The following is a 26,915-nucleotide window of genomic DNA, read 5'->3' as shown; positions in this document are numbered from 1 at the left end:
CATCAGGCCGCACAAAGACTACTTCTCTTCCACCGCCGGCACATCCGGCCACGCGTGGACCACGGCCTTAATCAGCGTCGCCAGCGGAATCGCAAAGAACACGCCCCAGAATCCCCACAGCCCGCCGAAAATCACCACGGATAAGATAATCACCAGCGGATGCAGGTTCACCGCTTCGGAGAACAGCACCGGTACCAGCAGGTTACCGTCCAGGCCCTGAATAATCAGGTACACCGCAAAGCAGCTCCAGAACTCTGTCCCCAGCCCAAACTGGAACAGCGCGACCCCAACAACCGGAATGGTCACCACAAACGCGCCGATATACGGAATCAGGACCGACAGCCCCACCAGCACCGCCAGCAGCAGCGAGTAGTTCAGGCCGAAAATCAGGAAGCCAATCCAGGTGGCGACCCCCACGACAATCATCTCCAGCACCTTGCCGCGAATGTAGTTTGTGATCTGCTGGTTCATCTCTTCCCAGACCTGCCCTGCCAGCCCGCGGTTGCGCGGCAGAATACGGCGCACGGCGTTGAGCATCTGGTCTTTATCTTTCACCAGGAAGAAAACCATCAGCGGCACGAGCACAAGGTAAACCGCCAGCGTCAGCAGTCCAACCAGCGAGGCCAGAGAGTACTTCACCACCGAATCGCCCATCGTCATGATGCGTGCGCGCATATTTTCGGCCATCGCGTCGATAATCCCGGCATCCATCAGGGCCGGGTAACGGCGCGGCAGCGTGGCGGCAAAATCAGACAGCTTGTTCAACATGCCGGGCATGTCGCGGATCAGGTTAATTCCCTGCTGCCAGGCGACCGGCATTACCACAAAGGCCATTAGCAGCAGGATGCCGACAAACAGCACCAGCACGATGCTGGTCGCCCAGCGGCGGGAACAGCCGATGTGTTCCAGGCGCGCCGTCGGCCACTCCAGCAGGTACGCCAGCACAATCGCCACCAGCAGGGGCGCGAGCAGGCCGCTGAAGAAGAACAGAATACCGAACCCGGCAACCAGAATAACCAACAAAGCAATGGCTTCCGGGTCGCTGAACCGACGCCGGTACCACTGCATTAACATTTCGAGCATACAACCCTTCCCTGAATCGAATGGCGGGAGTGAGACGGTGAATTGTATCTAACTGTCACAAAAAAGACTTTCGCTTTTTGTATCCCGATCGCAATCCGCAAAAGCCTGATGAATGGGATTTTCTTCATGCTGCAACACGGCTACACTCGCAGAGCAGCAGAGATAAACGATATGCCGGTTCATCGGTCAAATTAGCACATCCAACATACAGGACAGTGGTTATGTTCAGGCAGTTGAGAAAAACACTGGTTGCAACACTGATTGCCGCGGTGACGGTCGGTCAGGTGTTGCCCGCTTTTGCTGACTCGTCCGATTCATTGCCGGACATGGGCACCACAGCAGGAAGCACGCTCTCTATTGGGCAAGAGATGCAAATGGGGGATTACTATGTTCGCCAGCTGCGCGGCAGCGCCCCGCTGATCAACGACCCTTTGCTGGTACAGTACATTAACGGGCTGGGGATGCGTCTGGTTTCGCACGCCGACTCGGTAAAAACGCCCTTCCATTTCTATTTAATCAATAATGACGAAATCAACGCCTTCGCCTTCTTTGGCGGAAACGTGGTGCTGCACTCGGCGTTATTCCGTTACTCTGACAACGAAAGCCAGCTGGCCTCGGTGATGGCGCACGAAATTTCGCACGTCACCCAGCGCCACCTGGCGCGCGCCATGGAAGACCAGAAACGTAACGCCCCGCTGACCTGGGTGGGCGCGCTGGGCTCTATTCTGCTGGCGATGGCCAGCCCGCAGGCCGGGATGGCGGCCCTGACCGGTACGCTGGCGGGAACGCGCCAGGGGATGATCAGCTTTACCCAGCAAAACGAACAGGAAGCGGACCGCATCGGGATTCAGGTGCTGCAGCGTTCGGGCTTTGACCCGCAGGCCATGCCGAGCTTCCTCGAAAAACTGCTCGATCAGGCGCGTTACTCTTCCCGTCCGCCGGAAATTCTGCTGACCCACCCGCTGCCGGAAAGTCGCCTGTCGGACGCGCGTAACCGTGCCAACCAGATGCGTCCGGTGGTGGTCCAGTCTTCGCAGGATTTCTACATGGCGAAGGTGAGAACGCTGGGGATGTACAACTCCGGGCGTAACCAGCTCACCAGCGATCTGCTGGATACCCTGGCGAAAGGCAACGTGCGTGAGAAAAACGCCGCGCAGTATGGTCAGGCGCTCCAGGCGATGGAAGCCAGCAAATACGACGAGGCGCGCAAAGCGCTGCAACCGCTTCTGGCTGCAGACCCGAACAACCCGTGGTACCTCGATCTGTCGACGGATATCGATCTGGGCCAGAAGAAAACGGCCGATGCAATCAACCGTCTGAAGGGGGCGAAAGACGTCCGTACCAACCCGGTGCTGCAGCTTAACCTGGCGAACGCTTACTTACAGGGCGGTCAGCCTGGCGAAGCGGCGACCATTCTGAACCGCTACACCTTTAACAATAAAGACGATCAAAACGGCTGGGATCTGCTCGCTCAGGCGGAAGCCCAGCTCGGCAACCGCGATCAGGAGCTGGCGGCGCGTGCCGAAGGTTTTGCCCTGGTGGGCCGCCTCGATCAGGCGATTTCCACGCTCAGCAGCGCCAGCGCGCAGGTCAAACTCGGCAGCCTCCAGCAGGCCCGTTACGACGCGCGTATCGATCAGCTGCGCGGCCTGCAGCAGCGCTTTAAGCCGTACGAGAAGATGTAATAAAGGAGAATTCACGTCATGACAGACGCCGTAAAAATTTATCACAACCCTCGCTGCTCCAAGAGCCGCGATACCCTGAGCCTGCTGAAGTCTAACGGCGTTGAGCCGGAAGTCGTGCTGTACCTCGACACCCCACCTGACGCGCAAACCCTCCGCCAGCTGCTGCACATGCTGGGAATGGGCAGTGCAAGAGAGCTGATGCGTCAGAAAGAAGATCTGTATAAGTCGCTTAACCTGGATGACAGCCGTCTCACCGAGGCTGAGCTGATCCAGGCGATGGTTGAAAATCCAAAGCTGATTGAGCGCCCGATAGTGGTGGCGAACGGCCAGGCGCGCATTGGACGCCCGCCGGAAGACGTGCTCGAGATCCTCTAGTCCTTATGCCGCAGCGCTTCCAGAAAGGCCTGCGGCGTACTCTCTCCCAGCTTTTTCTGCGCTTTTCCCCGGTTGTAAAATTCGCACAGCTGGATCAACAGCTCGCCTGCCGATTCACTGTTCAGACGTGGGATGATTTCACATAGCGGTAGATCAACCTGAACGGCGCGGTATTGCTGTGGATGCGCTGTCACGGTGGTATTACGCTCCTCAAGCTTCACCTCGAAACCAAAAGTCTCAACAGATTGAATATCAGCCGGACAGGCTGCCAGCGCGTCGTTCGCCCAGTGGGCCAGCAGCTGCGGAGAAATGCCCGCGTACAGCCGGGCGTAGCACCAGCCGCTCACGGGTTCACGCGCCCACAGCAGATGCTGTTCCCCGCCATCGTCCATATGCAGCGACAGAGGCTGATGATGTAACAGGAGTTTTTGCGGCACGATACCTGCCTTCAGCGCCTTTTTTCCCTGCAACGTCGCGCCCTTCTGCTTTATCGAAGCCGGTTTGAGATAGCGGTTCAGGGTCGCGCGGGACACGGCGATCCCGAGTTCGCTATTGACCATCTGCAGCAGTTCGTCCAGCGGGGCGCCAGTGATATCCCGCAGGGCATTGACCAGCGCAACCTGCTCCTGTCTCAATGCTTTGTGTATCACTTTTGGCGTCGTGTGATTATCCGAAACCTGCTCGCGGTTGCGCCAGCGCCTGACGGTAGTGACCGAAATACCCAGCTCGGTAGCCAGCTCCCTGTCGCTTTTATCTGACTGCTGTAGATAGCGACGGATGCGCGGCGTCGTGGTGGCATTAGCATGCAGTTTAATTTCCATCGCAGAATCCTCGGAACCAATATTATGAGATTTATATTACACCAGCGATTGTTTTGTGACCGATTTCACCTTTCGCTCGCCGCGCTTCACTGATAATCCCCAGACATAACACAAACAACACCCCTCAATCTTGTACGGAGTTCACAATGAACAATGTTCTGGGATTTCTCGAAGCAAAACTGATGCCGCTGGCGGCCAAAACGGCCCAGCAGCGTCATCTCGGGGCCATTCGCGGCGCCTACGTCTCCTTCATGCCGTTTATCATCGTCGGCTCTATTCTGCTGGTGATCTCGTCGTTCCCGAATCAAGCCTATCAGCAGTTTATGTCTCAGGCCTTTGGTGAGAGCTGGAGCGCCATTATCGAAATCCCGTTCAACGCGGTGTTCTCCACCATGTCGCTGTTCATCAGCTTCCTGGTCGCCTTCCGCCTGGCGGAACACTACGGTGAAGACCGCATCTCCTGCGGTATCCTGGCGCTGGTCGCCTTTCTCATCCTGACGCCCTTTATCAAAGTGGCGGAAAACGGCGGTATTACCGTCATTCCGGTGGAGTGGATTGGCAGCAAAGGGCTGTTCGTGGCGATGATCGGTTCCCTGCTGTGGACGGAACTGTTCTGCTGGCTCAAGCGCAAAAAACTGGTGATCAAAATGCCGGACGGCGTGCCTCCGGCGGTGCAGGAGTCGTTCGCCGCGCTGATCCCGGCCCTGCTGGTGATGATTCTGGTGCTGGGTATCCGCATCGTGTTTGAAAACACCCACTACAACACCATCCACCAGTTTATTTACGAAGTGGTTGCCACGCCGGTGCGCCACTACGGCACCTCTTACTTTGGCGCGCTGATGACGGTGTTCAGCATCACCATTCTGTGGTCAGTGGGCATTAACTCCGGCTCGATGATCAACGGCATCATTCGCCCGCTGTGGATGGAGAACCAGACCGACAACATCGCCGCGATTCAGGCAGGCACGACGCCGCCGCACATTATCACCGAACAGTTTTTTGACATGATCTGGATGGGCGGCGCGGGGGCCACGCTGTCGCTGGTGATTGCGATGCTGATTTTCGCCCGCAGCAAAAACATGCGTGAAGTGGCGCGCCTCGGCGCCGGGGCATCGGTGTTTAACATCAACGAACCGATCCTGTTTGGCCTGCCGGTGATCATGAACCCGATAATGCTTATCCCGTTCAACCTGGTGCCGCTGGTGCTGGTCACCGTGCAGTATGCGGCGATGAAGATTGGCGCGGTTGCCGTCACCACCGGGGTGTTTATTCCCTGGACGCTGCCGCCGGTTATCAGCGGCTTTATCGTTACCGGACACCTGAGCGGCAGCGTCATGCAGCTTATCAACCTGCTGATTGGCGCCATGCTGTACCTGCCTTTTATGCGTATCGTGGACAAACAGTACCGCGCGGCGGAAATGGCCACCGTTACGCAAACCGACACCACCCTTGCAAAACAGGAGTAAAGCATGTGGGGAATTATCGCGACCTGGAGAATGGCGCTTGAAGGCGTTACGGAGTCTGCGTCTGCGCTGGCTGCGGGTAAACCGGTCTCTGCAGCGGTGGTGGATGCCGTCGCCGCCGTCGAAGACTTTCCGTTTTATAAATCCGTCGGCTACGGCGGGCTGCCCACCGAAAATGGCGAAGTGGAGCTGGACGCCGCCTACATGGACGGCGATACGCTGGCGTTTGGTGCCGTGGGCAACCTGGTGGATATCGCCAACCCGGTGCGCGTGGCGCATGCTTTAAGCCGCCAGCGCTACAACAGCCTGCTGGTCGGCCAGGGCGCGCGGGAATGGGCGCTGAGCCAGGGCTTCGCCGACAAAACCATGCTCACTGACCGCGCCATGCAGCACTACCGCAAACGCTGCCGCGAGACGCTGGATAAGGGCTTAAGCCCTTACGACGGGCATGACACCGTCGGCATTATTGGCCTTGATAAACAGGGGTCAATGAGCGTCGCCACCTCCACCAGCGGCCTGTTCATGAAAAAACGCGGTCGACTCGGCGATTCGCCCATTATTGGTTCCGGCTTTTACTGCGACAGTGAAACCGGCGCGGCCACCGCCACGGGCGTCGGTGAAGATCTGATGAAAGGCTGCACCAGCTACGAAATTGTCCGCCGCATGGCGCACGGTATGACGCCCCAGCAGGCGGCGGATTCGGTGGTGTTCGAGCTGGAAGACAAGCTGATGTCGCGCTTTGGCCGCGCGGGCGATCTTTCCGTGGTGTGCATGAACAACAGGGGCGAATTCGGGGCCGCCACCAACATAAAAACCTTCTCGTTTGTGGTGGCGACGGCTCGCCAGCCCCTCACCGTTTTTCGTACTGAACGCCTGCGGGAGAAAACGCATTATCACGCCGTAGACGATGAGTGGATGCAGGCCTATGCCGCGCGGATCCGCGCGCCGATTGAGGAGTCATGATGATTACGTATCAGTTTATCACCGCGCTTTCTGACGCGGCTCCGCAAAGCCATTTAATTGCCTCCGCCTCCTGTACGCATTTGCCCGAAACAGCGCTGGTCGCGGAAATGCGCGAGTCTGCCAGCATCGCTGACACCCGCTTTGGCTGCGCGCCTTTTGCCCGGATCACCCTCCTGCCGGATGCCCTCTGGCAGGACAGCCTGACCGAAGGATTACTGACGGCGCTGCGCCCGCTGCTGGCCTCGCCCGTCAGCCCCGAGCTGATACTGGACGTTACCGATATCGACGATGTGGTGCTGGCGCAGGTACTGCGCTTTCTCTTTAATCAGGCGCACAGGCTGAGCGACCTGAAGCTGAAGAAAACGGATGAATCGGCGGTGCGCCTTACGCACATCACCGCCCTCTGCCTGCCGGAACAGCAGGCAAAACTGGAGGGTGTCTTCCGCCAGCAGCAGGCCATCGCCCGCGGCATGGTCGCGGCGCGACGTCTGGCGGATACCCCGTCCGACCGCTGCACGCCGCAGTTTGTAGTGGAAGAGGCGCAAAGGCTCTGTGCCGCCTTCCCCGCCCTGCGCTGCGAAGTGCTGAACGAAAAGGCTATTGCTGAGCAGGGTCTGGGGCTGCTGCACGCCGTTGGCAAAGGGGCGACCTGTCCGCCGCGCCTGCTGGCGATCCATTATGACGGCGTCAACGACGGCCCGGTGCGCTGCTATGTGGGAAAAGGCATAACCTTTGATACCGGCGGCCTGTGGCTGAAGGAAGGCGCGGGCATGTACACCATGAAATACGACATGTGCGGTGCGGCTAACGTGCTGGGCCTGATGCTGACCGTGGCAGAGCTGGCGCTGCCCGTGCGCATCATGGGCGTGCTGGCGCTGGCGGAAAACGCCATCGGCCCGGACGCCATGCAGCCCGGAACGGTGGCGACGGCCTGCAACGGCACCACGGTTGAAATCAACAACACCGATGCCGAAGGCCGGCTGGTGCTGGCGGACGCCATCGCCTGGGCCAGCCAGCGCCATCCGCAGGCGCGCTATATTATTGATATGGCGACCTTAACCGGTGCGGTCGTCAAAGCGCTTGGGTATGAATTGAGCGGATTAATGACGCAGGATGAACCGCTGCGTGCGGCGCTAACGCTGGCGGGTAAGCAGAGTGGCGATGAAGTGTGGTCCCTGCCGCTGGATGCGCGGCTGAAAAAACAGACCGACAGCGCCATCGCCGATCTGTGCAACACGCCGACCAACAATGCGGCAATCAGCGCGTCGGCGGCGTGGCTGCTGCACCACTTTTGCCCGCCGACCATTCCGTGGGCGCATCTGGATATTAGCGGTACGGCGCTGTGGCGAGAGAGCGGAAGGAGCGTGGCATCGGGAAGACCAATTCCACTTTTGGTTGAACACCTGCTGGGGGATGTCTAGTTTTCGTAGGCCGGGTAAGGCGCAGCCGCCACCCGGCACAACTACAGCTTGAGAATATCTTTCACAAACGGAATGGTCAGCTTGCGCTGGGCGGTAATGGAGGCGCGATCGAGCTGATCGAGCGTGTCAAACAGCGTGCGCATTTCGCGATCCAGTCGTTTAAGCAGGAAACGCCCCACGTCCTCCGGCAGCTCAAACCCGCGCTGCTTTGCGCGCAGCTGTAACGCCTGAAGCTTATCTTCATCCGACAGCGGCTGGAGCTTGTAGATTTGCCCCCAGTCCAGACGAGATGCCAGATCCGGCAGCCCCAGATTGAGCTGTCTCGGCGGACGATCGCCGGTGATCAGCAGCCGGGTTTTGCCCGACTCCAGAATGCGGTTGTAGAGGTTAAAGATCGCCATTTCCCACGGCTCGTCCCCCGCCACACATTCGATATTATCGATGCAGACCAGCGAGAGATGTTCCATTCCCTCCAGCACCTCAGGTACGAACCAGGTACGTTTATCCAGCGGCACGTAGCCTACCGCATCACCGCGCGCCGAAAGCTCCGCGCAGGCGGCATGCAGCAGATGGCTGCGCCCCGCGCCTTCACGTGACCAGATATAGATGTATCCGCTGTGATCCTGGCGCAGCACGTTTTGCAGTGCAGCCAGTAAAGAGGGGTTATCACCCGGCCAGAAACTCGCGAAAGTTTCGTCGTCAGGGAGATAGAGTGGCAGAGAGAGCTGTGCCGGTCCGTTCAGAAATACCTCAACCAGAGATCCTACGTAAAATCGGAATGGAGTTTAACACGGAACCTGCAAGGAGAGAACCGGGCGATCCCTCGCCCGGTAATACGATCAATGTGACGCTTTTTCGCTGTCGTCCGCGTCCAGAATTTCTTCTTCCGGGCGGATGACCGAGATCAGCTTGAAGATCAGGCTCAGGCCCACGCCGACGATGGTCGCCAGCGCCATGCCCTTCAGCTCGGCCGCACCGATGTGCACCTTCGCGCCGCTCACGCCGATGATCAGGATAACCGAGGTCAGGATCAGGTTTTGCGCCTTGCTGTAATCCACTTTGGATTCAATCAGCACGCGAATACCGGAGGCGCCGATCACGCCGTACAGCAGCAGAGAAACGCCGCCCATTACCGGCACCGGAATGATCTGAATCGCTGCCGCCAGTTTACCGACGCAGGAGAGCAGAATGGCGATAATCGCCGCGCCGCCGATAACCCAGGTACTGTAGACGCGGGTAATCGCCATCACGCCGATGTTCTCACCGTAGGTGGTGTTTGGCGTCGAGCCGAAGAAACCGGAGATGATGGTGGAGAAACCGTTCGCAAACATGGAGCGGTGCAGACCCGGGTCGCGGATTAAATCGCGCTTAACGATGTTCGCCGTCACCACCAGGTGGCCGACGTGCTCCGCAATCACCACCAGCGCCGCAGGCAGAATGGTGAAAATAGCAAACCATTCAAAGCGTGGCGTATAGAAGGTTGGCAGCGCAAACCAGTGGGCCTGAGCGATCGGGGTGGTGTCCACCACGCCCATCGCGAAGGAGAGCGCATAGCCCGCCAGCACGCCGATCAGGATCGGGATAATCGCCATGAAGCCGCGGAACAGCACGGAGCCAAACACCGTCACGCCCAGCGTTACCAGCGAGATGATAATGGTTTTGGAATCCGGTGACTGGCCGTCAGCAGGCAGCAGACCGGCCATATTCGCCGCGACGCCCGCCAGCTCAAGACCGATGACGGCAACGATGGCGCCCATCGCCGCAGTGGGGAACATCACGTCCAGCCAGCCGGTACCGGCTTTCTTCACAATGAAGGACACCACGCAGAACAGGACGCCACACATGATAAAGCCGCCCAGCGCGACTTCATAACCCAGCGGCAGCAGCAGCAACACCGGCGAGATAAAGGCGAAGCTCGACCCGAGATACGCCGGGATTTTGCCTTTACAGATAAAGAGGTACAGCAGCGTACCGATGCCGTTGAACAGCAGCACGGTGGCCGGGTTAATGTGGAACAGGATTGGCACCAGCACGGTTGCGCCAAACATGGCGAACAGGTGCTGCAAACTAAGCGGGATAGTCTGTAAAAGCGGCGGTCTTTCACTCACCCCGATAGCACGGCGCGTCATAGTGTTTTCCTCTGTGTAGTATTGTTGGTGTTTTATTCAAAAAAAAGCCGACTATCAAAGTCGGCTTATTTATCGTTATTCGATTATTTCGTACCAAAGATCTTATCGCCGGCATCGCCGAGCCCCGGGATGATGTACCCGTGCTCGTTCAGGCCCTGGTCGATAGAGGCGGTATACAGCTCAACGTCCGGGTGCGCTTTTTCCAGCGCCGCGATCCCTTCCGGAGCGGCAACCAGTACCAGCACCTTAATGCTGTTACAGCCCGCGTTTTTCAGCAGGTCGATGGTGGCGATCATAGAGCCACCGGTCGCGAGCATTGGGTCAACCACCAGCGCCATGCGCTCGTCGATGTTAGAGACCAGCTTCTGGAAGTAAGGAACCGGCTCAAGGGTTTCTTCGTTACGGTAGATACCCACCACGCTGATACGCGCGCTTGGCACGTGCTCCAGCACGCCTTCCATCATGCCGAGACCGGCACGCAGGATTGGCACCACGGTAATTTTCTTACCTTTGATCTGCTCAACCTGCACCGGGCCGTTCCAGCCTTCGATGGTGACTTTTTCTGTTTCCAGATCAGAGGTCGCTTCGTAAGTCAGCAGGCTGCCGACTTCAGATGCCAGTTCGCGAAAACGCTTCGTGCTGATGTCATGCTCACGCATCAGGCCCAACTTGTGTTTAACGAGTGGGTGTTTCACTTCCACAATCTTCATTCTCTTTCTCCTCTGAGGTGGCGTCCGCAAAAAAATCGCGGGATTATACCGCTTTTTTCGGATTAGGCCATACCCATGTTGCTTGACGTATATCAAGCAAAGTGATTTAGAGACAAAAAAACCGGAGGCGAGACTCCGGCTTGGGTGCGGGGTTCTGCCCGGTGGCGCTGCGCTTACGCGGGCCTACGTGTAGTGTAGGTCGGGTAAGCGTTAGCGCCACCCGACAATTACAGGTTCTCGCCGTTGCTCGCAATCACCTGCTTATACCAGTCGAACGATTTTTTCTTACTGCGGTTCAGCGTGCCGTTTCCTTCATTGTCTTTATCCACAAAGATAAAGCCGTAGCGTTTTTTCATTTCGCCCGTACCGGCAGACACCAGGTCGATGCAGCCCCACGGGGTGTAGCCCATCAGCTCCACGCCATCTTCCACCACCGCTTTTTTCATCTCGCGGATATGGGCGGCCAGATAATCAATACGGTACTGGTCGTTCACCGTGCCGTCGCTCTCCTGCACGTCGATCGCGCCAAAGCCGTTCTCAACGATAAACAGCGGCAGCTGGTAGTGATCCCAGAACCAGTTCAGGGAGTAACGCAGCCCGACCGGGTCAATCTGCCAGCCCCAGTCGGATTTCTGCACGTACGGGTTAGAGACCAGGCTCTTGCTTTCGTCGTAATCCAGCTGCGGGTTGTCCGCCGTCGCCTTGGTGGCGAAGGACATGTAGTAGCTGAAGCCGATGTAATCGACGCAGCCCTGCTTCAGCGCGGCTTTATCCTCTTCGGTGATATCCAGCGCGAAGCCGCGACGTTCGAAGTAGTTGAGCAGGTGCTGCGGGTACTTCCCGCGAACGTGCACGTCGGTGAACCAGTAGCGGCGGTGCATGGCGTTCATCGCCATCATCATATCGTCCGGCGCACAGGTCAGCGGGTAGATAGGACACATGGCAATCATGCAGCCGATCTGCAGCGACGGGTTAATCTCGCGCCCCGCCTTCACCGCCAGGGCGCTGGCCACGAGCTCGTAGTGCGCCGCCTGGAACATCACCGGTTCACGGTCTTCACCCGGCGCGTACTTCAGCCCGGAGTTCGTGAACGGCGCAAAGTCTTCGTGGAAGTTAGCCTGGTTGTTGATCTCGTTGAAGGTCATCCAGTACTTCACCTTATGCTGGTAGCGCTGGAACACCACTTTTGCAAAACGAACGAAGAAGTCGATCAGCTTACGGTTGCGCCAGCCGCCGTATTCCGTAACCAGATGGAAAGGCATCTCGAAGTGAGACAGGGTGATAACCGGTTCGATGCCGTACTTCAGGCATTCGTCGAACAGATCGTCATAGAATTTCAGGCCAGCCTCGTTAGGCTCAAGCTCGTCACCTTTCGGGAAGATCCGCGTCCAGGCAATAGAGGTGCGGAAGCATTTGAACCCCATCCCGGCAAAGAGTCTGATGTCTTCTTTATAGCGGTGGTAGAAATCGATGGCTTCATGGTTAGGATAATTTTTCCCCTCCAGCACGCCGTTGGTGATTTCACGCGGCACGCCGTGCGCCCCCGCGGTCATCACATCGGCGACGCTCACGCCCTTGCCGCCCTCTTTCCAGCCGCCTTCCAGCTGGTGCGCCGCAACGGCCCCGCCCCACAGAAAATCTGCTTTAAATCCCGACATTCGCTTTCCCTCATTCTGCGTTATTTTCTGCAAAAACAATTACAGAAACCGGTTTCATTTCGATGATGTGCAAAGGGCGTAGCTGTTGCAAGCAGTTCTCAGAAACCGGTTTCATTTTCGTGAACAGAGTCAAGTTTGGCTGCATTCACGAGGTACACAGAAAAAAAGATCCCCACGTCCAGAATAGGCTCGCAAACGTTTGCCTGGACTGTTAGAATTGCGCCGATTTTTCTTACTAGCTATGCAATCGCGTGGGGATTTAAGCCGTGACCAACAAAACTTCTCTCAGCTACAAAGATGCCGGTGTTGATATTGACGCAGGTAATGCGCTGGTTGACCGAATCAAAGGTGTGGTGAAAAAAACCCGCCGCCCGGAAGTGATGGGTGGTCTGGGTGGATTCGGCGCACTGTGCGCGCTGCCGCAAAAATATCGTGAACCTGTTCTGGTCTCGGGTACTGACGGCGTAGGCACTAAACTGCGCCTGGCGATGGATTTAAAACGTCACGACACGATCGGTATCGATCTGGTCGCGATGTGCGTGAATGACCTGGTGGTACAGGGCGCAGAGCCGCTGTTCTTCCTCGATTACTACGCAACCGGCAAACTGGACGTGGATACCGCTGCCAGCGTGATTAACGGTATCGCCGAAGGCTGCCTGCAGTCCGGCTGTGCGCTGGTCGGTGGTGAAACCGCAGAAATGCCGGGCATGTATCACGGCGAAGATTATGACGTCGCGGGCTTCTGCGTCGGCGTAGTAGAAAAATCAGAAATTATCGACGGCAGCAAAGTGGCCGATGGCGATGTGCTGATCGCGCTCGCCTCCAGCGGCCCGCACTCCAACGGCTACTCCCTGGTGCGTAAAATCCTCGAAGTGAGCGGCTGTGATCCGCTGACCACCGAGCTGGACGGTAAACCGCTGGCTGACCATCTGCTGGCGCCGACCCGCATCTACGTGAAAAACGTGCTTGAGCTTATCGAGAAGGTCGACGTTCACGCTATCGCTCACCTGACCGGCGGCGGCTTCTGGGAAAACATCCCGCGCGTCCTGCCGGATAACACCCAGGCGGTGATCGACGAATCCTCATGGCAGTGGCCGGCCGTGTTTAACTGGCTGCAGACCGCGGGTAACGTGAGCTCTCACGAAATGTACCGCACCTTTAACTGTGGCGTGGGCATGGTTATCGCCCTGCCGGCAAGCGAAGCGGATAAAGCGGTTAAGCTGCTGACTGAAAAAGGTGAAAACGCGTGGAAAATCGGTACGATTAAAGCTTCCGATTCCGAACAGCGTGTGGTCATTGAATGAAAAACATCGTGGTGCTCATTTCCGGCAACGGAAGCAATTTGCAGGCCATCATAGACGCCTGCAAACAGAAGAAAATCAATGGCACCATTCGGGCAGTTTTCAGCAACAAGGCCGACGCGTTCGGCCTTGAGCGCGCGCGGGAAGCGAACATTCCCGCGCACGCGCTGGAAGCCAGCCAGTTCGCCGGGCGTGAAGCCTTTGACCGCGAGCTGGTGCATGAGATTGATGCCTACGCGCCGGACGTGGTCGTGCTGGCGGGCTATATGCGTATTCTGAGCCCGGCCTTCGTCGAACACTTCGCCGGTCGTCTGCTGAATATCCACCCTTCCCTGCTGCCGAAATATCCCGGCCTGCACACCCATCGTCAGGTTCTGGAAAACGGCGATGAGGAGCACGGCACCTCCGTGCATTTCGTTACCGACGAGCTGGACGGCGGCCCGGTGATCCTGCAGGCGAAAGTTCCGGTCTTTGACGGCGACAGCGAAGAAGACGTGACCGAACGCGTGCAGACCCAGGAACACGCCATTTACCCGCTGGTGGTAAGCTGGTTTGTCGACGGGCGTCTCGAGATGCGCGACGGCGCAGCCTGGCTGGACGGCGTGAAGTTACCCCCGCAGGGTTATGCGGCCGAAGAGTAGTTTGTTACGTCGGGTGGCGCTGCTGCGCTTACCCGACCTGTACATTGCATTACCCGATATTCCCTTCTCCAACCTTCTAAAATCCCCAACAAAAAAAATAACTGTCATACTTTTCTGGCACTGTTGGACATATCGTGGAAATGCTCGCCATAATAAGGACGAGACGGATTTACCACGTCCTGTGATTGAACTGGAGTGTGAGCTGTAATGGGTCAGGAAAAGTTATATATCGAGAAAGAGCTAAGCTGGTTAGCATTCAACGAACGTGTACTCCAGGAAGCGGCAGACAAAAGTAACCCGCTAATCGAGCGCATGCGTTTTTTGGGCATTTATTCCAACAACCTGGATGAGTTCTACAAGGTTCGCTTTGCCGAGCTGAAAAGACGCATCATCATCAGCGAAGAACAGGGCTTAAACTCGCACTCGCGGCATCTGCTGGGCAAAATCCAGTCCCGCGTGCTGAAAGCCGATCAGGAATTTGACGGCCTGTATAACGAACTGCTGCTGGAGATGGCGCGCAATCAAATCTTCCTGATTAACGAACGCCAGCTTTCCGTTAACCAACAAAACTGGCTGCGCCACTACTTCAAACACTACCTGCGCCAGCACATTACCCCGATTCTGATCAACCGCGAAACCGATCTGGTTCAGTTCCTGAAGGATGATTACACCTACCTGGCGGTGGAAATTATTCGCGGTGAGTCTATCCGTTACGCGCTGCTGGAGATCCCGTCCGACAAGGTGCCGCGCTTTGTGAACCTGCCGCCGGAAACCCCGCGCAGACGCAAGCCGATGATCCTGCTCGATAACATCCTGCGCTACTGCCTGGACGACATCTTCAAAGGCTTCTTCGATTACGATGCGTTAAACGCCTACTCGATGAAAATGACCCGTGACGCCGAATATGACCTGGTGCACGAGATGGAAGCCAGCCTGATGGAGCTGATGTCCTCCAGCCTGAAACAGCGCCTGACGGCCGAGCCGGTACGTTTTGTTTATCAGCGCGATATGCCGGACGCCATGGTGGAGATGCTGCGCGATAAACTGACCATTTCGCGCTATGACTCCATCGTGCCGGGTGGCCGTTACCACAACTTTAAAGACTTTATTGGCTTCCCGAACGTCGGCAAAGCCAATCTGGTGAACAAGCCGCTGCCGCGCCTGCGCCATCTGTGGTTCGATAAATTCCGCAACGGATTCGACGCCATTCGCGAACGCGACGTGCTGCTTTACTATCCGTACCACACCTTCGAGCACGTGCTGGAGCTGCTGCGTCAGGCCTCGTTCGACCCGAGCGTGCTGGCGATCAAAATCAACATCTACCGCGTGGCAAAAGATTCCCGCATCATCGACGCGATGATCCATGCGGCGCACAACGCCAAAAAGGTCACCGTGGTGGTTGAGCTGCAGGCGCGCTTCGACGAAGAGGCCAACATTCACTGGGCGCGCCGTCTGACGGAAGCCGGTGTGCACGTCATCTTCTCCGCGCCGGGTCTGAAAATTCACGCCAAGCTGTTCCTGATTTCCCGTAAAGAGGGCGACGATGTAGTGCGTTATGCCCACATCGGTACCGGGAACTTTAACGAGAAAACGGCGCGAATTTATACCGACTACTCGCTCTTAACCGCCGACGCCCGCATCACTAACGAAGTGCGCCGGGTCTTTAACTTTATCGAAAACCCGTACCGTCCGGTGAGCTTTGACTATCTGCTGGTCTCGCCGCAGAACTCGCGCCGCCTGCTGTACGATATGATCGATAAAGAGATCGCCAATGCCCAGAAAGGGCTGTCGTCCGGCATCACGCTGAAGCTTAACAACCTGGTCGACAAAGGGCTGGTGGACAGGCTGTATGCAGCGTCCAGCTCCGGCGTGCCGGTTAACCTGCTGATCCGCGGCATGTGCTCGCTGATCCCGGAACTGGAAGGCATCAGCGACAATATTCGTGTGATCAGCATTGTTGACCGTTACCTGGAACACGATCGGATCTATATTTTTGATAATGCGGGTGATAAACAGGTCTATCTCTCTTCGGCAGACTGGATGACGCGCAATATTGACTACCGTATTGAAGTCGCGGCACCGCTGCTGGATCCGCGCCTGAAGCAGCAGATCCTCGACATTATCGAGATTCTGTTCAGCGATACCGTGAAAGCACGCTATATCGACAAAGAACTCAGTAACCGCTATGTACCGCGCGGCAACCGCCGCAAAGTGCGGTCGCAACTGGCGATTTACGACTATATCAAATCACTCGAGCAACCCGATTAACCTATGCCGATAAATGATAAGACCCCACGCCCGCAGGAATTCGCCGCGGTCGACCTTGGCTCTAACAGTTTCCACATGGTCATCGCCCGTGAGGTGGATGGCGCGCTGCAGATCATCGGTCGTCTGAAGCAGCGCGTACACCTGGCGGATGGTCTTGATGAACGCAGCATGCTCAGCGAAGAGGCGATGGAGCGCGGGTTAAACTGCCTGTCGCTGTTTGCTGAACGCCTGCAGGGCTTCTCGCCCTCCAGCGTGTGCATCGTGGGCACCCACACCCTGCGCCAGGCCCTGAACGCCCCGGAGTTCCTCAAGCGGGCCGAAAAAGTGATCCCCTACCCGATTGAGATCATCTCCGGCAACGAGGAAGCGCGTCTGATTTTCATGGGCGTTGAGCACACCCAGCCGGAAAAAGGACGCAAGCTGGTTATCGATATCGGCGGTGGCTCAACGGAGCTGGTGATCGGCGAAGACTTTGAGCCGCGCCTGGTGGAAAGCCGCCGTATGGGCTGCGTCAGCTTCGCGCAGATGTATTTCCCGGGTGGCACCATCACCCGCGAGAACTTCCAGCGCGCGCGTATGGCGGCTGTCCAGAAGCTGGAAAATCTGGCCTGGCAGTACCGTATTCAGGGCTGGAACGTGGCGCTGGGCGCGTCGGGCACCATCAAGGCGGCGCATGAAGTGCTGCTTGCGATGGGTGAAAAAGACGGGTTTATCACGCCCGAACGCCTGACGTTGCTGACCGAAGAAGTGCTGAAGCATAAAAGTTTTGACGCCTTAAGCCTGCCGGGTCTTTCCGACGAGCGTAAAGCGGTATTCGTGCCGGGGCTGGCTATTCTCTGCGGCGTGTTTGATGCCCTCGCCATAAAAGAGCTGCGTCTGTCGGACGGTGCGCTGCGTGAAGGCGTGCTGTATGAGATGGAAGGCCGCTTCCGCCATCAGGATATTCGCAGCCGAACCGCGCAAAGCCTGGCCAACCAGTACAACATCGACCGTGAACAGGCGAAGCGCGTGCTGGACACCACGGTACAGATGTACGAACAGTGGCAGGAGCAGAATCCGAAGCTCGCTCACCCGCAGCTTGCCGCGCTGTTGAAATGGGCCGCGATGCTGCACGAGGTGGGGCTGAACATCAACCACAGCGGGATGCACCGCCATTCGGCCTATATTCTGCAAAACAGCGATCTGCCTGGCTTCAACCAGGAGCAGCAAACCATGATGGCGACCCTGGTGCGTTATCACCGCAAAGCCATCAAGCTCGACGACCTGCCGCGCTTTACGCTGTTCAAGAAAAAACAGTTCCTGCCGCTTATTCAGCTGCTGCGTCTGGGCGTGCTGCTCAATAACCAGCGTCAGGCCACCACCACGCCGCCTACGCTGAAGCTTAAAACCGACGACCATCACTGGACGCTGAGCTTCCCGCACGACTGGTTCAGCCAGAACGCGCTGGTCCTGCTGGACCTGGAAAAAGAGCAGCAGTACTGGGAAGCGGTCACCGGCTGGCTGCTCAAAATTGAAGAAGAGAGCGCCGACGTCGCCGCGTAACGGCTCAGGCGTCCGCGGTGGACGCCTCTGCTTCCAGCAGTGACTCAAGCGGTGCCGGTCTGCCAATCAGATAACCCTGCACATAATCGATGCCTAGCGCGTGAACCGCGCTACGTATCTCTTCGCTTTCGACATACTCCGCTACCACCAGCATCTTTTTCATGCGCGCCAGATGGCAGATAGACGCCACAATCTGATAATCCAGGCTGTTGTTGACGATATTGCGAATAAAGCTGCCGTCAATCTTGAGAATATCCGCGTCCACGCTTTTCAGCCGCGCATAGCTCGCATAGCCGGTGCCAAAATCATCAATTGCAATACGTACCCCCATTTTCTGCAGCTGCCGGAGGATGTGTAGCGCCTGTTCCGCATTGCAAAAAGTGCTGCACTCCGTCACTTCAAAGATTAGCTGCCACGGCTCAATGGCGTATTTCGCCAGCAGGCGATTCACCTCAAGCGGAAACTGCACCCGACACACGGTCGACGGGGCAAGATTAATGGCAAAGCGCTGGCCGGGCAGTCTTTCGCGATGCGCGGCGAGAAAGCGCAGGGTGTGCTCCAGCACCCACAAATCTACCCGGGAAGAGAGACCAAACTCCTGCGCGACGGGCAGGAACTGGTCGGGGGAGATCAATAGCCCGTTGATATCCGGCATCCGGAGCAGGACTTCGTGATAGCAATCGCCACGCATGCCGCGAACGGGTTGAACCAGCAGGGTGAATTCGTCGTTATCAAGCGCCTTTTGCAGGCGGCTCATCATCGCGACTTTATCCTTCAGGCTGCGCTGCAAATGGACGGCCCCACGCTGCTGAAGGTTTTCCGGATGGTTGGAGGAGAGCGACAGGTCGGCAACCACGCCCAGTTCGCCAAGCACCAGATAAAGATGGTTAACCGGGGACCGGACATAGCAATAGCTCACGCCCACCTGCGGCTGCAGCGGCATGCCGTCCCAGACAAAGCGGAACTGCTTGATATGCTCGTCCAGGGCTTCAATCCGCTGCTGGTGCGATTCCGCGTTGAGCCGTACCGCCAGGTCATACCCGGTCAGGTGATACACCAGCTCATTGGGCTGGAGAATGCCATTCACCCACTGCGCCAGCTGCTGCTTGTACTGAATCCGCAGCAACACGCCGTAATTTCGGCCCAGAATTTCCAGCTCCGGAATGCGCAGCAGGCAGAGCGCCGACCACGGGTTTTTCGCCAGATCGCGCGACAGCGCCCGCAGATTAGGCATATGGACGACCGGGTCGAGCAGCGCCAGCCTGCGGGAGCGTTTGTTCGCCGCGCGCTGCCGGGTCGCCAGCATCGACATATAAATCACCACGAACGAGAAGACCAGGTAACTGGAAGAGGTGATCGCCAGCTGAATGTCATACCCCGGGTTCACCGGGATATAGCGGTAAAAATAGTGAATAGACACCAGCAGTATCGGCGTCCAGATAAGCGAAATCAGCTTATAGCCAAAACGCATCGCGCCCCAGAGCATCACCGGCATCAGCAGGGAAAGGGTGTAGTTGGTGGTGAAAATGGAGCTGTTCTCATTCATCGGAAGCAGCAGCAGCGAAAGCAGTCCGCCAAGCGCGATAGCCCACACCAACAACTCAACGACCGTCACCTTTTTGTCTATCTCGGAACGGATCTGCGAGAGAAGGCTTTTGATATAGCGCGGATGACGAAGCAGGCGGATCAGCAGATAGCTCAGCGGTACGCCCGTTAGCCCGCTGACCAGCAGCGTCTGATAGTTGATGAGCGTGCGAATATTGAGCGGATTTAATCCCGCAAGGCTCTGACGGCTCTCATACACGCCTAAATACACCGCAAACTGAAACAGCACCAGAAATAGCGTCGCGGGGCAGAACGCCTGCCAGAAGATGCGCTGCGCCATCAGCCGCACGTCGCCGTATGCGGTCATATTCCGTCTGGGCGCAAACACCCGGTAGCCACCCCAGCTGAGCACTAAAGGGACGACAAAATGGAGGATCCCCGCGACGGTTTCAAACATCCCGACCGACGGGTAATAGCGGATAAACAGCGACAATACGATCCCGGGCAGCGCTTCCAGGCCAAAGAACATCATCAGCGAAAGCAAAAATGAGAGGGGTAAATAATAGAGTGCCGCAATGCCGTCGCCCAGCTGCGTGAATGTATTCGCAATGCTCAGCACGGGAAGTAAAACCACAGGCAAAATAAGCGGTAATGCCCACCAGCGGTTTTCATTTTTTTTCAGGAAAGCCAGAATGTTCATAGATGCCCGGTTAAACCCCTTTCGCTCCTGAGGGAAAATAAAGACAGGCATCCAACCTGACGTACGCGCCGCCCGGCGGCGTGCGGGGCGAACTGTATGGAGGAAGGATTTTAAATATCAGGGCCGGGAAGCCGTTGACTTAAATCAAACTACTTTACGCAAATAACTTTTCGCGGTGTTTTTTTGAAATTATTTTCTTCATATTATCAATATGGTAAATGCATTAATTAATTTCAATAACATTAATCAATGTAAACATTGACGGTTATTTACACACTTCAGAATTGACCCCATCTTCCCGCTGTGCCTTAATATCCTCGTCGCCCAAAAGGGCTTATCCAGGAAAAACAGAGTGAGTCAGGTCACGCGTATGCGAAAACGACATCAATTTAATACCCGAATGACCCGCATCATACTGCTCATCAGCTTCCTGTTTTTCTTTGGCCGCTTCGTTTACTCTTCAATTGGCGCCTGGTACCACCATCAGGACAAAACCCAGTCGCAGCAATCCAGCCTGACCGTCGACACCGCTGACCGCTAAACAGCCGAAGGATCTTGCACGAGCCGAATAATGGCCGCGATCCCTTTGCTGAGGATTTTATCCTGCCGCATTACGATCGCCAGCTGCCGCTGCAGCATGGGCGTAAGCGACATCACACATAGCCCTTCGCGATCGGCATCCTGTTCGACCGCCATTCGCGGCACAATACTGTAGCCCAGACCCGCACGAACCATGCGTTTGATCGCCTCGATGCTGCCAAGCTGCATCACCGGTGCGATCGCTAATCCATTCGCCGCAAACCAGCCATCGATCAGCGCCCGGGTACCGCTGCCTGATTCAAAGGCAATCAGCGGCTGAGCGTGCAGCGCCTCCGGGGTAAAATCCCTGAAAGCGTCCTGCTGCTCCCGCGACGCGATAAAAACAAACTCTTCGTCCATTACCGGCATGACGTCCAGCGCTCTGCCGCTCACCGGCAGCGTCACCAGCCCCATATCGAGCCGGTTCTCTTCGATGGCCCTGACGATGTCGAGGGTGTTGCCCGTCGTCACCCCCACGCTCAGGAGGGGATAGTCTCGACGCAGCTTCTCCAGCAGCGGCGGCAGAAGATGGATGCAGGCCGTTGCCCCCGTGCCAAGCGTAATGGTGCCGCTCACATCGTGGCTGAATGCGCTCACGGACCGGATGGCGTCATCCACCGCCTGCTGAATACGCTCCCCATGCGCCAGCAACGCCTGCCCGGCAGCCGTAGCCTTAATCCCTCGTCCGGTACGCTCCACCAGCCGCGTTTGCAGAAACTGCTCCAGCTGACGTATTTGCAGGCTGACGGCAGGCTGGGAAATACCCAGCGCATCCGCTGCCGCTGAAAAGCTGCCGCGCTGTATCACCAGACGAAAGGTGGCGAGATAGCCCAGATTAAGCGTTGTCATTCAAAGTTTCTCTTATACCGCGCATAAGGTTGCTGCCCTGCCAGCACAATAGCGCGCGAGTTATGCTCAGGACAACTGCATAACGGAATGAAAAACAATGGAAACACCCGCCCTGCCACGCCGCCTCGCCCTCACGGCGGGATGTAATCAGCTTATCAACTGGGGGATCTCGTTTTATATGCCCGGCACCTTTGCGCTGGCGATTTCAGCCGACCGGGGATGGTCATCACCGCAGATTTACCTCGGCCTGACGCTGGCGATGCTGGTGATGGCGGCGGTTTCTCCGTTTGTCGCCCTCCTGCTGGCACGCTTTGGCGGTCAGAAGGTGGTGATGAGCGGCACGTTGCTGATCGCCGCAAGCTGCGCAGGGATGGCGTATACCCAGACGCTTTTTGGCTGGTACTGCGCCTGGCTGATCGGCGGCGTAGGGATGCGCCTGTCGCTGTACGACGCGCTGTTCGCCGCGCTGGTAAACCTCTACGGGCAGCAGGCGCGAAGAACAATCTCACGCGTCACGCTGGCGGGCGGGCTGGCCTCCGCCGTTTTCTGGCCGCTGGGCGATGCTCTGCTTCAGGTCATGAGCTGGCAGGAGGCGCTGCGCGTCTACGCGCTCTTCGGCCTGCTGAGCGCGATGCTGATTCGAACGCTTCCCCGGCAGCGGCTGACGGTGACGACAAAGGTCACCGCGCCGCCGCTGAACAACGAGCGGCGTAACGCCTGGCTTTATGCCGCCTTCATTGCCCTCATCACCTTTGTCTCTAACGGCACGTCCACCAATCTGCCGGAGTTTATTGCCCACTTCGGCCTGCCGGTCGCCATCGGGATGCTGTGGGGAGTCGGCCAGACGGGTGCCCGCTCGCTTGAAGTGCTGGCGGGTACCCGCTTAACCCCCTTCAAACTGACGCTTTTTACCGCGCTCGCCATGCCGCTCTGCTTTCTTCTGGGGATGAGCAGCGCCCTGTTTGCGTGGTGTGCGGCCGGGTTCGTGCTGGGCTACGGCGCCATCAACGGGCTGGTCGCCATTGTGAAAGCCACCCTGCCGCTGGAGCTGTTTAGCGCCGAAAGCTATGCCCGCCGCACCGGCATGCTGCTGATCCCCGGCCAGCTGATGGCGGCAGCCTCACCGTTTGCCTATGCGTGGCTGAATAAAACGCTGGGGATCGCAGGTGCAATGTGGGTATCAACGGGCCTGACGCTGGTGATTGCCGGGCTGGCGATAGCGATTGTGCGTCGTCCAGGCAGGCAAACTGTATCGCACTGTATCCAGAGCGCCACGCTGACAAACGGGTACAAAACGCCGCCTCCGGCAAATATCTCCGATACATAAAAATGGTTTTCTTTCCCTGTCGTCATTCACAACCGATAAGGAGAGAACCCATGATTCGTCGCTATGCACTTTTCCCCCTGCTAGTCCTGGCATCTGTAGCCCATGCCCGGACCATGCCGCTGGAAAACCTGAGCGCCGAGGACGTTAACGGCCCCGCCGCCGTTGCGCCGCTGGCGCAGCCGCAGCCGCCCGCAAAGCTGATAGTCGATCCGCCGCTTGCCGGGCCGCTGAGCAAAGGCGCGGTGTTTATCCAGTACCGTGCCGAAAACCTGCGCATCGAGCCGGTATTCGGCCCCGAGGCGCTCAAGGTCACGCCGCGCATCGGGCACATTCACGTGGTGGTGGATGACGCGCCGTGGCACTGGGCTGACGCCAGCGGAGAGCCGGTGATCCTTGTAGGGCTACCCGCCGGTAAACACAAGGTGACGATTATTCTGGCCGACCCGACGCATAAGCCGCTCGACCACAAAACCGTTGAATTCACCGTCCCGCCCCACGCGGCTGTCCACCACTTTTAAGGAGTCTGAAGATGAAAGCACTGTCTGTAGTGACGGCAGGCCTGCTGGCGCTTTCCGCCAGCGCCTTTGCGCAGAGTAAAAACAGCGTCGTGCTGGTGCACGGCGCGTTTGCCGACGGCAGCAGCTGGAATAAGGTGATTACCCTGTTGCAGAAGCAGCACGTCGAGGTCATTGCCGTCCAGCTCCCGCTCACGTCGCTTAAGGATGACGTTGCGGCCACGCGGCGGGCCATCGCCCGCGCCCAGGGTAACGTGGTGCTGGTGGGCCACTCCTGGGGAGGTACCGTGATTAGCGAGGCGGGCAACGATGCGCGGGTAAAATCGCTGGTGTACGTGGCGGCGTTCGCGCCGGATTCCGGCCAGTCGACGGCGGATCTGGCAGGAAGCTATCCTGCCCCGCCGGGCAGCGCGGGCATTGCTAAAACGGCGGACGGCTATTTATACCTGCCGACAGGAGCCGTCAGAAAGGACTTCGCGCCTGACGTGAAGCCAGACATTCAAGATACGATTGCAGCCACGCAGGGGCCGATTAAGGCCGAGGCGTTTGGTGAAAAGGTCGCCCACGCGGCGTGGCATGATAAACCGAGCTGGTATGTGGTCAGCAAGAATGACCGAATGATCAACCCCGATCTGGAACGGGCGATGGCGAAGACGATCCATGCGAAAACCGCCGAGGTGGCGGCAAGCCACGTGTCTATGGTCAGCCAGCCGCAGATCGTTGCCCGGACGATTGAGCAGGCGATAAGCAGTAATTAACCGGAGTGACTCATTCGATCTTCTGCACTTCCGTATCCACCGGCAGCAGCGCAGTGCCGTCATGCGCTGCTGGCGCCATAAAGGGAACCGGCCTGCCCGTCCGCCTGTCGACCAGCAGCGAGTGACGCTCGCCCTGCGCAAACAGATTTTGCTCTCCCCACTGACGCAGCGCCACGATCACCGGGAAAAGACGTTCGCCTTTGTCGGTCAGAACATATTCCTGATAAGCCGTGCCGTCCGATGCTCCCTGTAACGTCAGGATTTCTGCCTCAACCAGCTTGCGAAGCCGGTCAGAAAGGATGTTGCGCGCCACCCCAAGGCTGCGCTGAAAATCCCCGAAGCGCGTCATGCCGTCAAACGCATTACGCACAATGAGAAGCGACCAGCGATCCCCAAGCAGGTCAACGCTGCGGGCAACGGGACAATATTCCTCTTTTACCGTATTTCGGGACATCACCTGTTTTCCTCGCAAAGGCCACCCTATAACTAGTTGCATTTTAAAACTGCTTAGCCTAGCATTCAACCAGTTTCATTTTGAAACCAGGTTATCACAGGCGAGGATTTTGAATATGTCACTGACGTCAGCCCTTCCTTCAGCCGACATGCCGCGCAGCATGGTCTGGCTGTTCGCCACCGCCAGCGGCTTAAGCGTGGCAAACGTCTATTACGCCCAGCCTTTGCTTGACGCGCTGGCGAACGATTTCGGCATCAGCCATGCGGCCCTGGGGGGCGTGGTGACCGCGACACAAATTGGCTGCGCGCTGGCTCTTTTGCTCGTCGTTCCTCTGGGTGACAAAGTGGATCGTCGACGACTCATGGCAGTACAGCTGATTGCTCTGGTGGTGGCGCTGGTTTCCGTCAGCATGGCACAGTCCTCTTCAGCGCTGCTGATCGGTATGCTTGCGACCGGTATGTTGGGCACGGCCATGACGCAGGGGCTGATCGCCTACGCCGCCAGCGCCGCGTCGCCCCATGAACAAGGACGCGTTGTCGGTGCGGCACAGGGCGGCGTGTTCACAGGTTTGCTGCTCGCTCGCGTCTTTGCCGGTGGCATCAGCGATATCGCGGGCTGGCGCGGGGTTTATCTTTGCGCTGCTGCGCTGATGCTCATGATTGCGTTACCTCTGTGGTGGCGACTCCCCGCCCTGCCAGCCGTCACTGCCACGATGAGCTACCCGCGCCTGATTGGCTCAATGCTCACGCTGCTGCGGCAGGAAAAAGTGCTGCAGATACGCGGCGTGCTGGCGCTGCTGATGTTTGCATCGTTCAACATTTTCTGGAGCGCGCTGGTGCTGCCGCTGAGCGCACCGCCGTTTAACTTTTCGCATACAGCGATTGGCGCGTTTGGACTGGCTGGCGCGGTGGGCGCGCTGGTGGCTGGCCGGGCAGGACGCTGGGCCGATCGGGGATATGCCCAACGCACCAGCGCGGCGGCGCTGAGTATCTTACTGTTAGCCTGGTGGCCCTTGTCGCTGATGGACCGTTCACTCGGGATCTTGCTTATCTGCATCATACTGCTCGATTTGGGCGGTCAGGCGCTGCACGTCACTAATCAGAGCATGATTTTACGCACCCGTCCCGAGGCGCACAGCCGGCTGGTCGGGCTTTACATGCTGTTTTATGCCGTCGGCAGCGGGCTCGGCGCGCTCGGCACAACGATGACGTATGCCTGTGCCGGCTGGCCGGGCGTCTGCCTGCTTGGCGCCTCGGTCAGCCTGCTGGCGCTGGTGTTCTGGTGGCTAACCCGCGCTAGACACCGCTGTCCGCGGGATAATCCCGATTAATCCACGCGTGGTCCTCTTCCCAGGTGAACATCCATTTACGCACCGGGCCGGCCATCACGTTGAGGTAGTAGCTATCATACCCGGCCATCGTCGCCACCGGGTGGTAGCCCTTCGGCACCATCACCACGTCACGGTTATAGACCGCCATACACTCATCCAGCGTTCTGTCGTCGGTGTAGACGCGCTGCATGCAGAACCCCTGCTCCGGGTTGAGGCGATGGTAGTAGGTCTCCTCCAGGTAGGTCTCCTGCGGCGGGTTATCCGTGTCATGCTTGTGGCTCGGGTACGAACTGGTGCAGCCCTCACTGGTCCACACCTCCACCACCAGCAGGCTGTCGGCGGGCCTGTCTTCCGGCAGAATGTTGTGCACGTAGCGCTGGTTGTGACCTTTACCGCGCGCTTCGCCATCGATATCCTGCGGCGCAATCAGCCGCGTCGGATACGAGCCCTTGCCCGGCGCGGCGCAGACCGCCAGCTCCAGCTTCGTCAGCGCCTTCACCTGCACCGACTCCTGAGATGTGACGTAAACCGCCCACGGCTTGATACGCTCGAAGGGGCTCATCCGCTCGCCGATGTCGTTAAACTGCGCGGAAGGCGTGCGGATGGAGGCCCGCCCGGCGACCAGCACCAGGCAGCGCTCTTCGCTGACGGCGGGCAGCGTCAGCGTCTGCCCCTCCTGCAGCTCATACGCCTCAAAGCCGACGTAGCCCCACCCCGCGCTTTCCGGCGTGACGGACTGGGTGCGCCCCTCCGCGTTCGGCTGCTGCCAGCGTGATAACAGACGTGACATGTTCCCTC

General features: G+C 58.0%; 24 protein-coding genes. 14 read left to right on the top strand and 10 right to left on the bottom strand.

Annotated features, from left to right (window positions below; translation table 11 throughout):
• Positions 1-18: 18 nt before the first annotated feature.
• Positions 19-1,083 carry an AI-2E family transporter gene (locus USF70_RS10540; RefSeq protein ID WP_033146172.1) on the bottom strand — a complete coding sequence of 355 codons (1,065 nt, stop codon included), beginning with the start codon at positions 1,081-1,083 and terminating at the stop codon, positions 19-21.
• Between the two features lie 221 nt (positions 1,084-1,304).
• Here USF70_RS10540 and bepA point away from each other — a divergent pair, with 221 nt between their 5' ends.
• Together bepA and arsC are read left to right on the top strand one after the other, a co-directional pair.
• On the top strand, positions 1,305-2,768 hold the full coding sequence (gene bepA, locus USF70_RS10535) for a beta-barrel assembly-enhancing protease (RefSeq protein WP_033146173.1): 1,464 nt from the start codon (positions 1,305-1,307) through the stop codon (positions 2,766-2,768).
• A gap of 18 nt (positions 2,769-2,786) precedes the next feature.
• Positions 2,787-3,143, top strand: coding sequence for an arsenate reductase (glutaredoxin) (arsC, locus tag USF70_RS10530; protein ID WP_023308762.1), 357 nt, complete (start codon positions 2,787-2,789; stop codon positions 3,141-3,143).
• Here arsC and USF70_RS10525 read toward each other — a convergent pair.
• Positions 3,140-3,964, bottom strand: a complete 825-nt coding sequence (locus USF70_RS10525) for a helix-turn-helix domain-containing protein (RefSeq protein ID WP_232937463.1) — start codon at positions 3,962-3,964, stop codon at positions 3,140-3,142. The genes arsC and USF70_RS10525 overlap by 4 nt on opposite strands.
• Before the next feature lie 146 nt (positions 3,965-4,110).
• Here USF70_RS10525 and celB point away from each other — a divergent pair, with 146 nt between their 5' ends.
• Genes celB through USF70_RS10510 form a run of 3 tightly spaced genes read left to right on the top strand, consistent with a single transcriptional unit; the run spans position 4,111 to position 7,811 of the window.
• Complete coding sequence (gene celB, locus USF70_RS10520; RefSeq protein WP_024907562.1) at positions 4,111-5,430, top strand: PTS cellobiose transporter subunit IIC; 1,320 nt, start codon at positions 4,111-4,113, stop codon at positions 5,428-5,430.
• A 3-nt stretch (positions 5,431-5,433) separates the two neighbouring features.
• The gene (locus USF70_RS10515) at positions 5,434-6,390 is read left to right on the top strand and encodes a N(4)-(beta-N-acetylglucosaminyl)-L-asparaginase (protein WP_320735615.1); all 957 of its coding nucleotides are present in this window, start codon (positions 5,434-5,436) and stop codon (positions 6,388-6,390) included.
• Entirely contained in the window at positions 6,390-7,811 is a 1,422-nt protein-coding gene (locus USF70_RS10510; protein WP_320735649.1) for a leucyl aminopeptidase family protein, read from the top strand. Before USF70_RS10515 ends, USF70_RS10510 begins: the two co-directional genes overlap by 1 nt.
• Positions 7,812-7,852: 41 nt before the next feature.
• Here USF70_RS10510 and USF70_RS10505 read toward each other — a convergent pair whose 3' ends face one another.
• From USF70_RS10505 to USF70_RS10490, 4 genes are all read right to left on the bottom strand, one after another.
• Complete coding sequence (locus USF70_RS10505; protein WP_211438414.1) at positions 7,853-8,554, bottom strand: DnaA inactivator Hda; 702 nt, start codon at positions 8,552-8,554, stop codon at positions 7,853-7,855.
• A 96-nt stretch (positions 8,555-8,650) separates the two neighbouring features.
• A complete protein-coding gene (gene uraA / locus USF70_RS10500) occupies positions 8,651-9,940 on the bottom strand; it encodes a uracil permease (RefSeq protein WP_320735614.1) in 1,290 nt (429 codons plus the stop codon).
• Positions 9,941-10,023: 83 nt separating this feature from the next.
• A complete protein-coding gene (upp, locus tag USF70_RS10495) occupies positions 10,024-10,650 on the bottom strand; it encodes a uracil phosphoribosyltransferase (protein ID WP_023308769.1) in 627 nt (208 codons plus the stop codon).
• A gap of 227 nt (positions 10,651-10,877) precedes the next feature.
• Positions 10,878-12,308, bottom strand: a complete 1,431-nt coding sequence (locus tag USF70_RS10490; RefSeq protein WP_320735613.1) for a 6-phospho-beta-glucosidase — start codon at positions 12,306-12,308, stop codon at positions 10,878-10,880.
• Between the two features lie 266 nt (positions 12,309-12,574).
• Between USF70_RS10490 and purM the strand changes: the two genes are divergently transcribed.
• From purM to ppx, 4 genes are all read left to right on the top strand, one after another.
• The gene (gene purM / locus USF70_RS10485; RefSeq protein WP_033146178.1) at positions 12,575-13,612 is read left to right on the top strand and encodes a phosphoribosylformylglycinamidine cyclo-ligase; all 1,038 of its coding nucleotides are present in this window, start codon (positions 12,575-12,577) and stop codon (positions 13,610-13,612) included.
• A complete protein-coding gene (purN, locus tag USF70_RS10480; RefSeq protein WP_023308771.1) occupies positions 13,609-14,250 on the top strand; it encodes a phosphoribosylglycinamide formyltransferase in 642 nt (213 codons plus the stop codon). Before purM ends, purN begins: the two co-directional genes overlap by 4 nt.
• A 207-nt stretch (positions 14,251-14,457) precedes the next feature.
• Entirely contained in the window at positions 14,458-16,518 is a 2,061-nt protein-coding gene (ppk1, locus tag USF70_RS10475; RefSeq protein ID WP_032643595.1) for a polyphosphate kinase 1, read from the top strand.
• A gap of 3 nt (positions 16,519-16,521) precedes the next feature.
• The gene (ppx, locus tag USF70_RS10470; RefSeq protein ID WP_023308773.1) at positions 16,522-18,060 is read left to right on the top strand and encodes an exopolyphosphatase; all 1,539 of its coding nucleotides are present in this window, start codon (positions 16,522-16,524) and stop codon (positions 18,058-18,060) included.
• A gap of 4 nt (positions 18,061-18,064) precedes the next feature.
• On the opposite strand, the gene USF70_RS10465 is transcribed toward ppx, so the two are convergent.
• Positions 18,065-20,305, bottom strand: coding sequence for an EAL domain-containing protein (locus USF70_RS10465; protein ID WP_246946526.1), 2,241 nt, complete (start codon positions 20,303-20,305; stop codon positions 18,065-18,067).
• Positions 20,306-20,675: 370 nt separating this feature from the next.
• On the opposite strand from USF70_RS10465, the gene USF70_RS10460 reads away from it, so the two are divergent.
• The gene (locus tag USF70_RS10460) at positions 20,676-20,846 is read left to right on the top strand and encodes a YfgG family protein (protein WP_023333002.1); all 171 of its coding nucleotides are present in this window, start codon (positions 20,676-20,678) and stop codon (positions 20,844-20,846) included.
• On the opposite strand, the gene USF70_RS10455 is transcribed toward USF70_RS10460, so the two are convergent.
• On the bottom strand, positions 20,843-21,733 hold the full coding sequence (locus USF70_RS10455) for a LysR family transcriptional regulator (protein ID WP_320735612.1): 891 nt from the start codon (positions 21,731-21,733) through the stop codon (positions 20,843-20,845). The two genes, USF70_RS10460 and USF70_RS10455, sit on opposite strands and share 4 nt — an antisense overlap.
• 97 nt (positions 21,734-21,830) lie before the next feature.
• Between USF70_RS10455 and USF70_RS10450 the strand changes: the two genes are divergently transcribed.
• The 3 genes from USF70_RS10450 to USF70_RS10440 are packed head-to-tail and all read left to right on the top strand — an operon-like array spanning position 21,831 to position 24,333.
• On the top strand, positions 21,831-23,060 hold the full coding sequence (locus USF70_RS10450; protein ID WP_320735611.1) for an MFS transporter: 1,230 nt from the start codon (positions 21,831-21,833) through the stop codon (positions 23,058-23,060).
• 50 nt (positions 23,061-23,110) lie between these two features.
• A complete protein-coding gene (locus USF70_RS10445) occupies positions 23,111-23,578 on the top strand; it encodes a DUF6130 family protein (protein WP_087823092.1) in 468 nt (155 codons plus the stop codon).
• Positions 23,579-23,589: 11 nt separating this feature from the next.
• A complete protein-coding gene (locus tag USF70_RS10440; protein WP_232937457.1) occupies positions 23,590-24,333 on the top strand; it encodes an alpha/beta fold hydrolase in 744 nt (247 codons plus the stop codon).
• Positions 24,334-24,343: 10 nt separating this feature from the next.
• On the opposite strand, the gene USF70_RS10435 is transcribed toward USF70_RS10440, so the two are convergent.
• Entirely contained in the window at positions 24,344-24,787 is a 444-nt protein-coding gene (locus USF70_RS10435; protein ID WP_023308780.1) for a winged helix-turn-helix transcriptional regulator, read from the bottom strand.
• 115 nt (positions 24,788-24,902) lie between these two features.
• Between USF70_RS10435 and USF70_RS10430 the strand changes: the two genes are divergently transcribed.
• Complete coding sequence (locus tag USF70_RS10430) at positions 24,903-26,117, top strand: MFS transporter (RefSeq protein ID WP_320735610.1); 1,215 nt, start codon at positions 24,903-24,905, stop codon at positions 26,115-26,117.
• On the opposite strand, the gene iolB is transcribed toward USF70_RS10430, so the two are convergent.
• Complete coding sequence (gene iolB, locus USF70_RS10425; protein ID WP_232937453.1) at positions 26,083-26,907, bottom strand: 5-deoxy-glucuronate isomerase; 825 nt, start codon at positions 26,905-26,907, stop codon at positions 26,083-26,085. The two genes, USF70_RS10430 and iolB, sit on opposite strands and share 35 nt — an antisense overlap.
• Positions 26,908-26,915: the final 8 nt, after the last annotated feature.

The sequence above is a fragment of the Enterobacter sp. 237C8 genome (genome assembly GCF_034106865.1).
In the GTDB taxonomy this organism is placed as follows: domain Bacteria; phylum Pseudomonadota; class Gammaproteobacteria; order Enterobacterales; family Enterobacteriaceae; genus Enterobacter; species Enterobacter asburiae_B.
This window is presented reverse-complemented; position numbering and strand designations above follow the sequence as displayed.

What these genes read in the sequence shown, in the direction of transcription:
- USF70_RS10460 (WP_023333002.1), top strand. Translation starts at nt 20,676, where the DNA reads ATGCGAAAACGACATCAATTTAATACCCGAATGACCCGCATCATACTG.
- USF70_RS10430 (WP_320735610.1), top strand. Translation starts at nt 24,903, where the DNA reads ATGTCACTGACGTCAGCCCTTCCTTCAGCCGACATGCCGCGCAGCATG.
- celB (WP_024907562.1), top strand. Translation starts at nt 4,111, where the DNA reads ATGAACAATGTTCTGGGATTTCTCGAAGCAAAACTGATGCCGCTGGCG.
- iolB (WP_232937453.1), bottom strand. Translation starts at nt 26,907, where the DNA reads ATGTCACGTCTGTTATCACGCTGGCAGCAGCCGAACGCGGAGGGGCGC.
- USF70_RS10540 (WP_033146172.1), bottom strand. Translation starts at nt 1,083, where the DNA reads ATGCTCGAAATGTTAATGCAGTGGTACCGGCGTCGGTTCAGCGACCCG.
- upp (WP_023308769.1), bottom strand. Translation starts at nt 10,650, where the DNA reads ATGAAGATTGTGGAAGTGAAACACCCACTCGTTAAACACAAGTTGGGC.
- purN (WP_023308771.1), top strand. Translation starts at nt 13,609, where the DNA reads ATGAAAAACATCGTGGTGCTCATTTCCGGCAACGGAAGCAATTTGCAG.
- USF70_RS10455 (WP_320735612.1), bottom strand. Translation starts at nt 21,733, where the DNA reads ATGACAACGCTTAATCTGGGCTATCTCGCCACCTTTCGTCTGGTGATA.
- USF70_RS10450 (WP_320735611.1), top strand. Translation starts at nt 21,831, where the DNA reads ATGGAAACACCCGCCCTGCCACGCCGCCTCGCCCTCACGGCGGGATGT.
- USF70_RS10510 (WP_320735649.1), top strand. Translation starts at nt 6,390, where the DNA reads ATGATTACGTATCAGTTTATCACCGCGCTTTCTGACGCGGCTCCGCAA.
- USF70_RS10515 (WP_320735615.1), top strand. Translation starts at nt 5,434, where the DNA reads ATGTGGGGAATTATCGCGACCTGGAGAATGGCGCTTGAAGGCGTTACG.
- USF70_RS10435 (WP_023308780.1), bottom strand. Translation starts at nt 24,787, where the DNA reads ATGTCCCGAAATACGGTAAAAGAGGAATATTGTCCCGTTGCCCGCAGC.
- uraA (WP_320735614.1), bottom strand. Translation starts at nt 9,940, where the DNA reads ATGACGCGCCGTGCTATCGGGGTGAGTGAAAGACCGCCGCTTTTACAG.
- USF70_RS10465 (WP_246946526.1), bottom strand. Translation starts at nt 20,305, where the DNA reads ATGAACATTCTGGCTTTCCTGAAAAAAAATGAAAACCGCTGGTGGGCA.
- USF70_RS10440 (WP_232937457.1), top strand. Translation starts at nt 23,590, where the DNA reads ATGAAAGCACTGTCTGTAGTGACGGCAGGCCTGCTGGCGCTTTCCGCC.
- ppk1 (WP_032643595.1), top strand. Translation starts at nt 14,458, where the DNA reads ATGGGTCAGGAAAAGTTATATATCGAGAAAGAGCTAAGCTGGTTAGCA.
- ppx (WP_023308773.1), top strand. Translation starts at nt 16,522, where the DNA reads ATGCCGATAAATGATAAGACCCCACGCCCGCAGGAATTCGCCGCGGTC.
- bepA (WP_033146173.1), top strand. Translation starts at nt 1,305, where the DNA reads ATGTTCAGGCAGTTGAGAAAAACACTGGTTGCAACACTGATTGCCGCG.
- arsC (WP_023308762.1), top strand. Translation starts at nt 2,787, where the DNA reads ATGACAGACGCCGTAAAAATTTATCACAACCCTCGCTGCTCCAAGAGC.
- USF70_RS10525 (WP_232937463.1), bottom strand. Translation starts at nt 3,964, where the DNA reads ATGGAAATTAAACTGCATGCTAATGCCACCACGACGCCGCGCATCCGT.
- USF70_RS10490 (WP_320735613.1), bottom strand. Translation starts at nt 12,308, where the DNA reads ATGTCGGGATTTAAAGCAGATTTTCTGTGGGGCGGGGCCGTTGCGGCG.
- USF70_RS10445 (WP_087823092.1), top strand. Translation starts at nt 23,111, where the DNA reads ATGATTCGTCGCTATGCACTTTTCCCCCTGCTAGTCCTGGCATCTGTA.